At 65.9% G+C, this 13,040-nt stretch carries 18 protein-coding genes and 2 tRNA genes; 10 read left to right on the plus strand and 10 right to left on the minus strand.

Annotation, left to right across the window (positions count from 1 at the left end; genetic code table 11):
• Positions 1 to 171 precede the first annotated feature (171 nt).
• Positions 172 to 1,476, minus strand: coding sequence for a nicotinate phosphoribosyltransferase (gene pncB, locus ACZ1I2_RS12490; protein ID WP_465173807.1), 1,305 nt, complete (start codon positions 1,474 to 1,476; stop codon positions 172 to 174).
• 58 nt (positions 1,477 to 1,534) lie between these two features.
• Between pncB and ACZ1I2_RS12495 the strand changes: the two genes are divergently transcribed.
• The 6 genes from ACZ1I2_RS12495 (at position 1,535) to ACZ1I2_RS12520 (ending at position 4,903) form a co-directional block, all read left to right on the plus strand.
• A complete protein-coding gene (locus ACZ1I2_RS12495; RefSeq protein ID WP_465177015.1) occupies positions 1,535 to 2,119 on the plus strand; it encodes a cysteine hydrolase family protein in 585 nt (194 codons plus the stop codon).
• Positions 2,120 to 2,217: 98 nt separating this feature from the next.
• Positions 2,218 to 2,541 (plus strand): ArsR/SmtB family transcription factor, encoded by a 324-nt coding sequence (locus ACZ1I2_RS12500; protein WP_465173805.1) that lies wholly within the window; start codon positions 2,218 to 2,220, stop codon positions 2,539 to 2,541.
• Positions 2,538 to 2,948, plus strand: a complete 411-nt coding sequence (locus tag ACZ1I2_RS12505; RefSeq protein ID WP_465177014.1) for an SRPBCC family protein — start codon at positions 2,538 to 2,540, stop codon at positions 2,946 to 2,948. The genes ACZ1I2_RS12500 and ACZ1I2_RS12505 overlap by 4 nt, the downstream gene beginning before the upstream one ends.
• A gap of 30 nt (positions 2,949 to 2,978) precedes the next feature.
• Positions 2,979 to 3,188: a hypothetical protein gene (locus ACZ1I2_RS12510; protein ID WP_465173803.1), complete on the plus strand. Its 210-nt coding sequence runs from the start codon at positions 2,979 to 2,981 to the stop codon at positions 3,186 to 3,188.
• A gap of 13 nt (positions 3,189 to 3,201) precedes the next feature.
• A complete protein-coding gene (locus ACZ1I2_RS12515; RefSeq protein ID WP_465177013.1) occupies positions 3,202 to 3,603 on the plus strand; it encodes a DUF1801 domain-containing protein in 402 nt (133 codons plus the stop codon).
• Positions 3,604 to 3,754: 151 nt separating this feature from the next.
• Positions 3,755 to 4,903: a VWA domain-containing protein gene (locus tag ACZ1I2_RS12520; protein WP_465177012.1), complete on the plus strand. Its 1,149-nt coding sequence runs from the start codon at positions 3,755 to 3,757 to the stop codon at positions 4,901 to 4,903.
• A 71-nt stretch (positions 4,904 to 4,974) separates the two neighbouring features.
• On the opposite strand, the gene ACZ1I2_RS12525 is transcribed toward ACZ1I2_RS12520, so the two are convergent.
• Positions 4,975 to 5,051, minus strand: a tRNA-Arg gene (locus ACZ1I2_RS12525).
• 84 nt (positions 5,052 to 5,135) lie between these two features.
• Here ACZ1I2_RS12525 and ACZ1I2_RS12530 point away from each other — a divergent pair.
• Together ACZ1I2_RS12530 and ACZ1I2_RS12535 are read left to right on the plus strand one after the other, a co-directional pair.
• Positions 5,136 to 5,879, plus strand: coding sequence for a queuosine precursor transporter (locus ACZ1I2_RS12530; RefSeq protein WP_465177011.1), 744 nt, complete (start codon positions 5,136 to 5,138; stop codon positions 5,877 to 5,879).
• Positions 5,872 to 6,213 carry a hypothetical protein gene (locus ACZ1I2_RS12535; RefSeq protein WP_465177010.1) on the plus strand — a complete coding sequence of 114 codons (342 nt, stop codon included), beginning with the start codon at positions 5,872 to 5,874 and terminating at the stop codon, positions 6,211 to 6,213. Before ACZ1I2_RS12530 ends, ACZ1I2_RS12535 begins: the two co-directional genes overlap by 8 nt.
• A gap of 14 nt (positions 6,214 to 6,227) precedes the next feature.
• Here the strand turns inward: ACZ1I2_RS12535 and ACZ1I2_RS12540 are convergent.
• The 3 genes from ACZ1I2_RS12540 to purS all read right to left on the minus strand — a co-directional run bounded on the left by ACZ1I2_RS12540 (position 6,228) and on the right by purS (position 7,516).
• A tRNA-Cys gene (locus ACZ1I2_RS12540) sits at positions 6,228 to 6,299 on the minus strand.
• A 321-nt stretch (positions 6,300 to 6,620) separates the two neighbouring features.
• Positions 6,621 to 7,289 carry a phosphoribosylformylglycinamidine synthase subunit PurQ gene (purQ, locus tag ACZ1I2_RS12545; protein WP_465177009.1) on the minus strand — a complete coding sequence of 223 codons (669 nt, stop codon included), beginning with the start codon at positions 7,287 to 7,289 and terminating at the stop codon, positions 6,621 to 6,623.
• Complete coding sequence (gene purS / locus ACZ1I2_RS12550; RefSeq protein ID WP_465173797.1) at positions 7,286 to 7,516, minus strand: phosphoribosylformylglycinamidine synthase subunit PurS; 231 nt, start codon at positions 7,514 to 7,516, stop codon at positions 7,286 to 7,288. Before purS ends, purQ begins: the two co-directional genes overlap by 4 nt.
• A gap of 143 nt (positions 7,517 to 7,659) precedes the next feature.
• On the opposite strand from purS, the gene ACZ1I2_RS12555 reads away from it, so the two are divergent.
• Positions 7,660 to 7,809, plus strand: a complete 150-nt coding sequence (locus tag ACZ1I2_RS12555) for a hypothetical protein (RefSeq protein ID WP_465173796.1) — start codon at positions 7,660 to 7,662, stop codon at positions 7,807 to 7,809.
• 18 nt (positions 7,810 to 7,827) lie between these two features.
• Here the strand turns inward: ACZ1I2_RS12555 and purC are convergent, their stop codons facing one another.
• From purC to ACZ1I2_RS12580, 5 genes are all read right to left on the minus strand, one after another.
• Positions 7,828 to 8,607 (minus strand): phosphoribosylaminoimidazolesuccinocarboxamide synthase, encoded by a 780-nt coding sequence (purC, locus tag ACZ1I2_RS12560; protein WP_465173795.1) that lies wholly within the window; start codon positions 8,605 to 8,607, stop codon positions 7,828 to 7,830.
• A 99-nt stretch (positions 8,608 to 8,706) separates the two neighbouring features.
• Complete coding sequence (locus ACZ1I2_RS12565; RefSeq protein ID WP_465181457.1) at positions 8,707 to 9,504, minus strand: DUF4349 domain-containing protein; 798 nt, start codon at positions 9,502 to 9,504, stop codon at positions 8,707 to 8,709.
• Between the two features lie 154 nt (positions 9,505 to 9,658).
• Positions 9,659 to 10,873: a kynureninase gene (kynU, locus tag ACZ1I2_RS12570; protein ID WP_465173793.1), complete on the minus strand. Its 1,215-nt coding sequence runs from the start codon at positions 10,871 to 10,873 to the stop codon at positions 9,659 to 9,661.
• The gene (locus tag ACZ1I2_RS12575; protein WP_465177007.1) at positions 10,870 to 11,763 is read right to left on the minus strand and encodes an alpha/beta hydrolase family protein; all 894 of its coding nucleotides are present in this window, start codon (positions 11,761 to 11,763) and stop codon (positions 10,870 to 10,872) included. The genes kynU and ACZ1I2_RS12575 overlap by 4 nt, the downstream gene beginning before the upstream one ends.
• 46 nt (positions 11,764 to 11,809) lie before the next feature.
• Positions 11,810 to 11,992, minus strand: coding sequence for a hypothetical protein (locus ACZ1I2_RS12580; RefSeq protein ID WP_465177006.1), 183 nt, complete (start codon positions 11,990 to 11,992; stop codon positions 11,810 to 11,812).
• 113 nt (positions 11,993 to 12,105) lie between these two features.
• On the opposite strand from ACZ1I2_RS12580, the gene gcvA reads away from it, so the two are divergent.
• Complete coding sequence (gcvA, locus tag ACZ1I2_RS12585) at positions 12,106 to 13,005, plus strand: transcriptional regulator GcvA (RefSeq protein WP_465173790.1); 900 nt, start codon at positions 12,106 to 12,108, stop codon at positions 13,003 to 13,005.
• Positions 13,006 to 13,040 lie beyond the last annotated feature (35 nt).

A 13,040-nucleotide genomic window follows, 5' to 3' on the forward strand; every position in this document is an offset into this window, starting at 1 on the left:
CTGAGATCAGTCGCTTGTCTGCACCCTTTGGCTTACCCGGCGAAGGCCGGGGCCCAGTCGGGGGACGATCGTGGCAAGGTGCTGTGTGTCGTTACAACTACCTTTCCAGCTGGGCCCCGGCCTTCGTCGGGGAGCGGGAAGTGGCGGTCGCATCGGCGCGGCGCGGCCCGACTAGACGACAACCTCACTCTCGACGCGGCCCGCATCGCCGAACACGCGCAGATAGCGCGCGATCTCGGCCGGATCGCCGGTCGCCTTGGCGGGATTGTCGGAGAGCTTGACCGCCGGGCGGCCATTGGCGCTCGTTACCTTGCACACCAGGGAGATCGGCTCGAGCCCTTCATTGCCGCGCGGATCGCAGCCGCGGAAATCATTGGTCAGGTTGGTGCCCCAGCCGAAGCTCATGCGCGCCCGGCCGTGGAAATGGCGATAGGTGCGCTCGATCGAGTCCACGTCCATCCCGTCGGAGAAGATCAGCAGCTTCTCGCGCGGATCGACGCCGTGGCGTTGCCACCAGGCGATGATCTGCTCGCCGGCCTCGATCGGCGGGGCGCTGTCGGGGCGGAAGCCGGTCCAGTCGGCGACCCAGTCGGGCGCATCGGCCAGGAAAGCGGTCGTCCCGAAGGCGTCGGGCAGCACGATCAGCAGGTTGCCGGCATAATGCTGGCGCCATTCCTCCAGCACACGATAGGGCGCGGCGGCGAGCTCGGCATCGTCGCGGGCGAGGGCGGCGGCGACCATCGGCAATTCATGCGCGTTGGTGCCGATCGCCTCGAGGTCGCCATCCATCGCCAGCAGCACGTTGGAGGTACCGATGAAGCGATCGCCGAGCCCTTCCTTGAGCGCCTCGACGCACCAGCGCTGCCAGAGATGGCCGTGGCGCCGCCGCGTGCCGAAATCGGAAAGCACGAGATCGGGCAATTGCTTCAGCCGCTCGACCTTGTCCCAGAGTTTCGCCTTGGCGCGGGCGTAAGTGACGTCGAGCTCGAAGCGGCCATGGTTGCGCAGGGTCGCGCGCGAGCGAAGCTCGTTGATGATGGTGAGCGCCGGGATTTCCCACATCGTCGTATGAGTCCAGGGCCCGGCGAAGCGCAGCTCGTACTGGCCGTCGACGACATGGAGCTCATAGGGCGGCAGCCGGAACTCGGCGAGCCAGGCGATGAAGTCCGGCGCGAACATCCGCTCCTTGCCGTAGAAACTGTTGCCGGCGAGCCAGATCAGCTCCTTCTTGCCGAAGCGCACGGTGCGGGCATGGTCGAGCTGGGCGCGCAATTCGCCTTCGTCGATCGTATCGGCCAGCCTGATCGTCTTCGTCCGGTTGAGGACCGAGAAGGTCACCTCTACATCGGCATGCAGATGCCGGATCATCTGCAGCATGAGCAGCTTGTAGAAATCGGTGTCGAGCAGGCTGCGCACGATCGGATCGAGCCGCCAGCCGTGATTATAGGTGCGCGTCGCGATATCGGTCAGGACCATGACAGGCTTTTCCCGGCAAATGCCGCGGGCGTCTACCCAACAAATGCCGGAGCATGAGATGAAGAAGATCGTGATCGTCGTCGATACCCAGGCCGATTTCATGAACCCGGACGGTGCGCTCGCGGTGGCCGGCGCCGATATTCTGGCCGGACCGATGAACGCCTGGCTCGGCGCGCTGCGGCCTGACGACACAGCTTCGGTGCTGTTCACCTTCGACACGCATTTCGCCGATACCTATCCGCTGTCGGAAGAAGCGAAGGAATTCCCCATTCACTGCGTTCGCGAAACACCCGGCTGGCGCAATGTGCTCGACCCGGGCCTGGTCGATCCGGCGATCCCGACCTGGCGGCTGGAAAAGGGCGTGTTCGCGATGTGGCAGGAGGATGGGCTGAGCGTCGAGCCGATCGGCGGCGGCGCGCCGGTGGATCGCGATGCCTTTTTCCGCGACCTGAAGGCGTCCGGCGTCGAGGAAGCGACCGTGATCGGCGTGGCCGCCGATTATTGCGTGCGCTGGGCGATCGACGGGCTGGTCGAGCGCGGTTTTCGCGTGACCGTGCCGGAAGCCCTGACGCGCGGCATTGCCCGCCCGATCAATCAGGTGCTGGCCGAGGATTTCGCGGGGAAGGACGTCGCCCTGGCTTGACGGCGGCAACGGCGCGCCCGGCCGGCCGTCCCGCGCTTGACTCATTCATAGCCCGGCAGTTATGCGTCAATCAATAGCCACGGGGTTATCGATTGCGGATGACGGACGCGCAGGACATGCTTTTCAGGACGCTCGCCGATCCGACGCGTCGCGCGCTGTTCGAGCGGTTGTGCCGCGACGGGGAGCAGACCGTGCGGGCGCTGACGGCGCGCGCGGGGGTCTCGCAGCCGGCGGTCTCCAAGCATCTCGGTGTCCTGAAACAGGCCGGGCTGGTGCGCGACCGGCCCGATGGGCGTCTGACGCATTATAGCGCCCAGCCTGGCGCGCTGGCGCCGCTGATCGACTGGACGAGCCAGATGGCCGGATTCTGGCAAAGCCGGTTCGACGACCTCGAAGACCTGCTCAAAAGGATGGACCAATGACCGATACCGCGATTGAAACGCGCACCGTCACCGTCGAGCGCGACATCGCCTATCCGCCGGAAAAGATCTGGCGCGCGCTCACCCAGCCGCATCTGATCGAGGAATGGCTGATGAAGAACGACTTCAAGCCCGTAGTCGACCATCGTTTCCATCTCAGCGCCGACTGGGGCGGCGTCGACTGCCGGGTGCTCGAGGTCGAGCCCAACCGGACATTGTCCTACACCTGGGATGGAATGGGCCTCGAGAGCGTGGTCACCTGGACGCTCAGCCCCATAGCGACCGGCACGCGCCTGCGCATGGAACAGACCGGCTTCAAGCCGGACCAGCAACAGGCCTATTTCGGCGCCAAGGCCGGGTGGCCGCGCTTCTTCGGCAATCTGGAGCAACTGCTGGCCCGGGCCGACTGAGGTCGGCGCCGTGCTTCGAAAGGAGACGCCATGTTGAGCATGTGGATCCGCCAGGCCCATCGCTGGCTGTCGATCATCTTCACCGCGACGGTGATCGCCAATTTCGTCGCGATGGCATTGGGCACGCCGCCGCCCTGGATCGTCTATTCCCCGCTGCTGCCGCTTTTCCTGCTGCTGTTCAGCGGCCTGTACATGTTCGTGCTGCCCTATGCCCGGCGGCGTGGCGGACGAGCGGCATGAGGAGGAACGGACGATGAGCGCGAGCGAAACCGAGGGCGCCGATCCCTCCCGCCTGATCGACGCGCGGATAACGGAGCTTGGCGACTGGCGGGGCGAGATGCTCGCCCGGCTGCGCCGCCTGATCCTTCAGGCCGATCCCGGCATGGTCGAGGAATGGAAGTGGCGCGGCGTGCCCGTGTGGTATTGCGGCGGCATGATCTGCACCGGCGAGACCTACAAGAAAGTCGTGAAGCTGACCTTCGCCAAGGGTGCGTCGCTCGATGACCCGACTGGCCTGTTCAATGCGAGCCTGGACGGCAATGTCCGGCGCGCCATCGATTTCCAGGAAGGCGATACGGTGAACGAGGCTGCGCTTACGGCGCTGGTCAAGGCCGCCGTTGCGCTGAACGCATCGGCCGCGAAGCCCCGGCGTTAGCCCGCTGCGCCGGGGGAACGCTGACGCGGCGGTTCCATGTCTGCAGGCGGGTGTCTCTGCTCCATTGCCGCCTGACACATCTACGCAGTGCGCACGGGCCGCACCCGATTCCGATCCAGCGGCGTTATTGTCGGTTGTTTAGGGAAACGTCATGCCTCGCTTGATTCATGCCCGATCGGCTGCACTGCTTGCCCTGGCGCTCGCGCTCTGCGCTTGCAGCGGCAAGAAGGACACGGACTCCGCGAAATCCCAGGCCGCGACCGATACCGCGCCCGCCGATCTCCACGCGGCCGCGCGCGCCTATGTCGACAGCTTCATTACCGAAGACCCGGACCGTTGTTTTGGAAAGGTCGAGCTGGAGCACGCGGTGCTGGAGGGACGTCGAAGCTCGATCGGCCCGACCGTGCCGCCGACCCGCGTGATCATCGCGATCGACGGGTCGGGCTCGATGGCCGGCCGGATCGGCGGCCAGACCAAGCTGGAGCTGGCGCGGCAATCAGCGCTGGGCTTCATCGACGGCCTTCCGTCCACCGTGCAGGCCTCGCTGCTGGTGTTCGGCCAGCAAGGCGACAACAGCGAGGCCGGCAAGGCGAAGTCCTGCCGGGGCGTCGACATACTCGCGCCGATGTCGACCGATCGGGTGGGGCTTGCCGCGGCGGTGAAGCAGGTTCGCGCCACCGGCTGGACGCCGCTCGCCGCCGGGCTCGAGCGCGCGCAGTCGCTGCTCGGGACCGCGGCCAAGCCGGGCGAACAGGTTATCTATGTCGTCTCCGATGGCGAGGAGACCTGCGGCGGCGATCCCGTCGCCGTCGCGCGGCGGATCAACGGAGGCACCACGCGCGCGGTGGTGAATGTCATTGGCTTCGGACTGCCATCAAAAGCAGCGGCGGCGCTCAAGGGGGTCGCCGATGCCGGGGGCGGCGGCTTCGTCAACGTCTCGACCCGCGCGGACTATGATCGGACCATCGACACGGTGCGCGACTCGAATCGCCGGGCGGCCAACATCGTTCGCACGAGCGACGCGATTGCCCACAACGCGGTCAATAGTTCCGACGTGAGTGCCCATGCCTCGACGTGCGTCAGCGATCTGCTGGATGGTGAAAGCAAGCGCATGAGCGATGATCTTTCGGTTCGATGGAAGCGCGGCGAGAAAGTGCCGTTCGCGGGCGAGGCGCTGACGCTGCAACGGCAGCGCCATCGCGCGCTGCTCGACCGCGGCATGGCGTTCTCGAAGCAGCTGAGCGGTGACGCGGACGCGGCCCGGGACCAAATGGATGCGGCAGCGAACGCGGTTCGCTGAAATGTGATGGAGCCGGCTTTCACCGAGCGGAAGCGCGCTCTGGCGCAGGTCTCGTCCATCGATTGAAGAACTGGCGCGCCCGGCAGGAGTCGAACCTGCGGCCTCAAGATTAGAAGTCTCGTGCTCTATCCAACTGAGCTACGGGCGCGCGATGGCGCGGGGATTAGCGCGGATTGCGCGGAGGCGAAACCGGCTTCATAAAATGCCTGCACGAACTTGGGGGAAAGCCGGCATGGCGGATGGTGGCGGGCTGAAGGCGGTCAGCGCGGGGGAGGTGGCCGGAGGCCATTTCCGCTATTATGATTTCGTGATGGCCGCCTTCGTCGCGATCATCCTGCTGTCCAACGTGATCGGCGCGGGCAAGGTCGCGGTGATCGACCTGCCCGGTATTGGCCTGTGGCCGTTCGGGGCCGGCATCCTGTTCTTTCCGATCAGCTACGTCATCGGCGATGTGCTGACCGAGGTCTATGGCTATGCCCGGGCGCGCCGCGTGATCTGGGCGGGTTTCGTCGCGGTCGCCTTCATGGCCTTCATGTCCTGGGTCGTCGTCGCGCTGCCGCCGTCGCCCGACTGGAAGAACCAGGCGGCCTATGAGGTGATCTTCGGCCAGGTGCCGCGCATCGTGTTCGCCTCGATGATCGCCTTCTGGGCGGGCGAGTTCGTCAATTCCTATGTCCTCGCCCGGATGAAGGTCTGGACCGGGGGCAGGCATCTGTGGACCCGCACGATCGGCTCGACGATCGTGGGGCAGGGGGTGGACAGCCTGATCTTCTATCCACTGGCCTTTCTGTATGCCGAGGGCTGGACCAACGACCTGGTGCTGAAGGTGCTGGTCACGCAATGGGTGCTGAAAGTGTCCTGGGAAGTGCTGCTGACGCCGGCCACCTATCTCGTCGTCAATTTCCTGAAGCGTCGCGAGGGCGTCGACGTGTTCGACGACGGCACCGATTTTACGCCGTTCAAAGCGCGTGTTTGATCATCTCAGCGCCTTCCAGCAAGGCAAGCTCTGGCTGACCAACCATACCGGCCTCTCCAAGGATGCGCTGCACGTCTATATCGGCCTGCTGATCCTGCTCGGCGCGGCGCGGCTGTTCAAATGGCGCGTGGGCGACTGGCGCCCTTTTCTGGTCGTCGCCGCCCTCGCTCTGGCTGGAGAGGCCTGGGACCTGCGCGACCTGCTCGTGATCAATGCCAGGCCCGATTTTCCGGCGAACTGGCACGATATCTGGAATACCTGCTTCTGGCCGGCCGCGCTCACGCTGATGCTGCGATACACAAACCTGTTCCATCGCCAGGAATTAACCGAATAGGTTCCGTGCAAGGGAGTCCGAGGCCGGGATCGAACCGGCTCATGGCGGAGTTGCAATCCGCTGCGTTCCCATTTCGCCACTCGGACGGCTGCTGCCCTCAGGAGTGACCGGTGGGATTTGCACCCGCTAGCACCGGAATCACAGACCGGCCGCGCACTCTATTGCGTTCGGCCACGCCTGAAGGCAGCAGAATTCAGGGGTTTTTTGAAGATCGGGATGGAGATGCGAGGTGTCGCTGGCGAAGCGCTATCCCAATCCCGCCACGGCCCGGAAAATGGGCGCGGCTATGCGAGCGTCAATGTCGACAGCTGGCGGGGCGCGGTTGCGCGAAAATCATGGTGATAGCCATGGCGTGGCTATGCCAGTAGGCAATCCGGAATGCAAGAGCCTATTTGGCTAAATCGGCCTCAAGCCCCGACCGTTTCCAACAGGCCCTCGAACAGCCGCCGGCCGTCCACGCCGCCATGCGCCGCTTCGATCCGGCGCTCCGGATGCGGCATCATGCCGAGCACATTGCCCGCGGCGTTGAGCACGCCGGCGATCTTCCGCGCGGAACCGTTGACCTGGCCGGCATAGCGGAAGGCGACGCGGCCTTCGCCCTCGAGCCGGTCGAGCGTCTCGGCATCGGCGAAATAATTGCCATCATGATGCGCCACGGGGACGGTGATCGTCTCGCCCTGGCCATAGCGGCTGGTGAAGGTCGACTGGGCGTTGGCGACGGTCAGTTCCACGTCGCGGCAGACGAAATCCAGGCCCTCGTTGCGCATCAGCGCGCCGGGCAGCAGGCCCGCCTCGGTCAGCACCTGGAAGCCGTTGCAGATGCCGAGCACCGGCAGGCCGCTGTCCGCCGCCTCGATCACCGCGCGCATGATCGGCGATCGCGCGGCGACTGCGCCGGAGCGGAGATAATCGCCATAGGAGAAGCCGCCGGGCAGCGCGACCAGCCCGGTGCCGTCGGGCAGGCTGGTCTCGCCATGCCACACCATGGCCGGCTTCACGCCGGTCACGGCTTCCAGCGCGACGGCGATGTCGCGGTCGCAATTGGAGCCCGGAAAGACGATGACCGCTGTCTTCATGCCCGTTCCACCCGGTAGTTTTCGATCACGGTGTTGGCGAGCAGCTTGCGGCACATCTCGTCGATGCTCGCGTCGCTGGTGCCGTCGTCCACATCGAGCTCGATCAGCTTGCCGGCGCGGACATCGTTGATCCCGGCAAAGCCGAGGCCGTCCAGCGCCTTGTGGATCGCCTTGCCTTGCGGATCGAGCACGCCGTTCTTCAGCGTGACGAAGATGCGAAGCTTCATGAGCGTTTCCTGGGCTTGGGAGTGGTTGGCGACCCTATGGCGAGCGCAACGCCCTGCCGCAAGCTTCATGGAAAATTTACGTGAGTAGCCCAGCCTTTCGGCGGCGCTCTCTCTGGGGCGGGGCGCGACAAGGAGTTTCGGCCATGGCCGGTCTGGCAATGATCATGTTCATCACGCTGTTCGCGTTCGGCGGGCAATATTTTGGCTGGAGCGATCCGGGCGGTCGCGTCCAGCTCGCCCTGTTCAGCGCCTATGTGTTCGGCATCATCTGCGGGTACCGCGTGAAGGGCTGAAGCCCGGACGGCCGGGGCTTATTTGCCCTTGCTGAGCCGGTGCTTTTCGAGATCGAGGACCGCGCCGTCGGCGCCTTCGGGTAGCAGGCCGAGGCGGCGCGCGACCTCTTGATAGGCCTCGACTTCACCGCCGAGATCGCGGCGGAACCGGTCCTTGTCGAGCTTCTCGTTGGTTTCCATGTCCCACAGGCGACAGCCATCGGGGCTGATCTCGTCGGCCAGGATCACCCGGGCATATTCATTGTCCCAGAGACGGCCGAATTCCAGCTTGAAGTCGACCAGCCGGATGCCGATCCCGGCGAACAGGCCGCACAGGAAATCGTTCACGCGAATGGCGAGGTCGGCGATGTCGTGCATCTCCTCCTGGCTCGCCCAGCCGAACGCGGCGATATGCTCGTCGGTGATCATCGGATCGTTGAGCGCATCGTCCTTGTAATAATATTCGATGATCGTGCGGGGCAGCTGCGTGCCCTCCTCGATGCCGAGGCGCGTCGACAGCGACCCCGCCGCAACGTTGCGGATCACCACTTCGACTGGGATGATCTCGACCTGACGGATCAGCTGCTCGCGCATGTTGAGGCGGCGGATGAAATGGGTCGGCACGCCGATATGGCCGAGCAGGGTGAAGATATGCTCGGAGATGCGGTTGTTGAGCACGCCCTTGCCGCTGATCGTGCCCTTTTTCTGGGCGTTGAACGCGGTTGCGTCGTCCTTGAAATACTGGATCAGCGTGCCGGGTTCGGGACCCTCGTACAGGATCTTGGCTTTGCCTTCGTAAATCTGGCGGCGGCGAGCCATGATGGCGTTACCCTCGGAAAATGAGCAGCCCCGGCGGCGCGGAAGCGCAGGCCGGGGCCGGAAGACCGGCGCTATATCGGAAGGGGGACGGTGGTGCAATCAGCTTGGCGGCGGCTCCGCCCTCGATCCTCGCCCGAAAGACCGGGGCATGCGCGCGCCAAGCCGCCGCCATAGCCACCATCCCAGTGCGGCGAGGACCAGCCAGGGGGCGAGGAAGATGAGCAGGCGCAGGATTGCGCCGATTCCGATCAGGAAAGCGCTGGCTGATGCGACGAAGGTGTCGCCGATCCCGTTGCCGACATGGCCCGCCGCCGCAGCAGCAGCACTATACTCGATATCGATCGTCGACATCGCGACCCGGCCCTGTAGCTCGGCAAGCCAGCCGCGCGCCTGGTCGATCTCCTCCTGGGCCGCAGCGACGCTGCGTTCCGCCTCGACCAGTTCGGCGACACTTCCCTTGCGGGTGCGCAAGACTTCGGTCAGCCGCTCGACCAGCATTTCGCGTTGCCGCAGCCGCGCCTGCGTGTCCGACAGGGCCTTCGACACATCCTCGGCCGCGATCGACTGGCTGACCGCGCGACCGCCGGCTCCCGAAACGGCCTTTTCGAGCGCGGCGCCGAACTGACGGGCCAGGGCGCTCGCCACGCGAATCTTGAGGGTCGCCTGGGAGATGCTTGCGTCGGCGGCCTGATTGTCGAGCGCGAGAACCTGACACCGCGCCGCGCCAAGTTGGTCGCAGAGCGCGACATGGGCTTGCTGGGCTTTCGCGATGGACGTTCCGGGCAGGACGAACGCATATTTGTAGCTGTATGCCATCTTCGGAACGGACACCGCGATGGCTGCGGGCGCCCCCGATGCGGCGGATTTGGCAACTGCTGCCGTTGCCGGTTCAGCCACGTCATGGCTACTCGCAGCCTGGTCCGGGGCGTCGGACGGTTTGGAACAAGCGCCGAGGCACAGCGCCAACAAGATCACGTACCGCATCGCCGCTCTCCCGATCGACTGTTACACTGTCACATCGATAGAATATTGTGTCAATGCCGCCGCGGCATCAGGTCACTGCGTTCCGATTCGAAAAGACCGGGTCGCGATAGGTGCCGGTTATGAGCAGGTCGCGCAGTTGATCTCCTGCGCGCGCGATGTCCTCGAAACCGAGATAGAGCGGGGTCAGCCCGAACCGCAGGATATCGGGATCGCGAAAATCGCCGATCACGCCACGGGCGATCAGGGCCTGGCACAGCGCATGGGCCTCGGGATGACGAAAGCTGATATGGCTGCCGCGCTGCGCCGCATTGCGGGGCGAGACGCACTCCAGCCCGAGGTCGTCGCCGATCGCGGCGAAGGCGTCGAACAGCGCGGCGCTTTTGGCCCAGACCCTGTCGGCCGGCACGGCGGACCAGATGTCCACGCCGGCCTCCAGCGCAGCGAGGCCCAGGATCGGCGGCGTTCCCGTCAGCCAGCGAGTCATGCCTGGCGCCGGGCGATAGCCGTCCTCGAACTGGAACGGCGCGGCATGGCCCATCCAGCCCGACAGGGGGTTGGTCAGCCTTTCCTGCCATTGGCGGTTCACATGCAGGAAGGCGGGCGCACCGGGACCGCCGTTCAGATATTTATAGCCGCAGCCGACCGCGAGATCGGCGCCGGCCCCGTTAAGGTCGACCGGTACCGCCCCCGCGCTATGGCTGAGATCCCACAGGACGAGCGCGCCGGCGGCGTGCGCGCGCTCGGTCCAGGCGGCCATGTCGAACCGCTCGGCGGTCTTGTAATGGACATGGGTGAGCAGCAGCAGCGCGGTGTCGTCGCCCAACGCCGCGCCGATCGCCTCGCGCGGCACCGCCTTCAGGGTCGCGCCGGGCACGCAGGCAACCGCGCCTTCCGCGATGTGCAGGTCAGTCGGGAAATTGCCGAGCTCGCTCACCACCACGCTGCGCGCCGGGTCGAGCCTGAGTGCCGCGACGATCAGCCGGAACAGATTGGCCGAGGTCGAATCGGCGACGATCACTTCGTCCGCCTCGGCGCCGATCAGCGGGGCGATCTTCGCGCCGATCCGGCGCGGTGCCTCGATCCAGCCCTCGTTCCAGCTCCGGATCAGCCGCTCGCCCCATTGCCGCTCGACCATGTCGTCCAGCGCCGTGATGGTGGCACGGGGCAAGGGGCCGAGCGAATTACCGTCGAGATAGATCACTCCCTCGGGCAGCGCGAACCGGTCGCGGAACCCGCGCAGGGGATCGGCGGCGTCACGCGCCAGCGCATCGTCCAGCGTCACTGGTCGAACGCCGCGCGGATCAGCCGGCGGGTTTCGAGCCAGGCCGACGTGTCGGGCGTCACCAGCTCGACATGGCCAGTCGCGGGCACGAAATGCAGCGCGACCGGATCGCCGGCCTGTCTCGCCCGGGCTTCATAGCCGGTGGCCAGCCTGAGCGGAATGATGCGGTCCTCGCGGCCATTGACGAGGTCCTGCGGTACCCCGATCGGCAGCAGGCGTGGAACCGAGGTGTCGGCATAGACGTCAGGCCGGGTGCCCGGCGCGCCGACGAGCTGGGCCACGACATCGACGCCACAGCCATTGTCGGGGCTTGCGGCGGTCGCTTCGAGATCGGGAAGGCCGCCCAGGCTGATGACATGCGCGATCGGGAGCGGCGCGGCGTTCCGTAGCGGGCTGGCCTTGGACAGCTTAGGCCGCGCAGCGAGCCACAATGCGAGATGGCCGCCGGCGGAATGCCCGACCGCGACGATACGCCTGGTATCGAGGTGAAAGCGTTCGGCGTTCGCGGCGAGCGCGTCGGCCGCCGCGGCCGCATCCAGAAAGGTGCCCGGATAACCGCCGCCCGGACGGTCCACGCCGCGATAATCGATGTTCCACACCGCGATCCCGTGATTGCGGAGATCGCCGGCGATCCAGTTCATCAGGCTGCGATCGGCGATGCTCGTCGTCCAGCAGCCACCATGAACCATCAACACCGTCGGAAAGGGGCCTTTGCCGGCGGGCAGCCAGACATCGACCTTCTGCATCTCGTCGCCACCATAGGCGATCGTCGCGTCGGGTTTGGGTCGGGGACGGGCCGAAAGATCGTCCCAGGTGAGCAGGGGAGGGTCGGTCGCGGTCATCACCGCGGGGATCAACGCGAGAAGCGCGATCGAGGCAAGCCGTAACATGCTCCCCCGATACGCGCTTCACACCATACTGTCCAAGCCGGTCGCCTCAGGCGGCATGCTCGCACGCTGCCTTGTCGCGCTTGCTCCGGCGGACGAGCCAGGGCGCCTCGAACTGATAGGCGGTGAGCTTGTCGAAGGTCTCGGCCACAGCGCGAACCAGCTTATGGATCGTACTGCTCAGCTGGCGGTGATTTTCGGCCCAGGCCTGGCTATGGAAATCGTCGCGCATCGCCATTCTCCTCTTTGCTCTGGCGTTGACCACAGGATGGCTATGCGTCCGTTCGTAACGCGACGCCAACAAATCGTTGGACATGATCCATAAGGCTGCCTTATCCGTCGGACATGCGCCGCATCCCCCCTCTCTCCGCCGTTCGCGTGTTCGAGGCCGCCGCTCGGCACGAGAATTTCACGACCGCCGCGGCCGAACTCGGCATGACTCAGGCAGCCGTCAGCTATCAGGTGAAGCTGCTCGAGGAGCGGCTCGGCGTGCCGCTGTTCCGCCGGGAAAAGAAGCGCGTCGTCCTCACCGAGGCGGCACGGCGGATCGCGCCACAGGTCGGCCGCGCCTTCGATGCGCTCGATTCGGCCTTCGCCACGATCCGGGCGGAGGATGAGGGGCTGCTGACCGTCTCCACCTCCAACACATTCGCCAATACCTGGCTGGCCTGGCGGCTCGGCAGCTTCCAGATGGCGCACCCCGACATGGCGGTGCGCCTGCTGACCAGCGACGCCCTGTCCGATTTCGCCACTGACGATGTCGATATCGCGATCCGCGCCGGCCGCGGCCCCTGGCCCGATCTGTCGCAGGATCTGCTGCTCCCGATCGATTTCACCCCGATGTGCAGCCCCGGTTTCCTCCGGCGCCATGGCCCGAGCTTCGAGCCGGCGGATCTGCTGCGCCTGCCGCTGATCAGCCCGCACGACCCCTGGTGGTCGCATTGGCTGAGGGAGGCCGGTGTCGATGCGCCGGACACGCTCCCGCGGCCCGGCGTCAGGCTCGATTCCCAGGCGCATGAGGGGCACGCCGCGATGGCGGGGCAGGGCATGGCGATGCTCACGCCCTTTTTCTGGCGCAACGACCTGGCCGAGGGGCGGCTGGTGCGGCTGTTCGACCAGGTCTCGACCCGTGGCTACGCCTATTGGCTGGTCTGCCCGGAACCGCGGCGCAGCGTGCCCAAGATCAAGCGATTCCGCGAATGGCTGCTCGCGGAGCTTGCCCGCGACCTCCCCAGTCCAGTCTGACGACGATCGCGTGTGACGGTAGCGTCAGCGGACTC

This window comes from Sphingomonas sp. BL-S-29 (genome assembly GCF_055521495.1).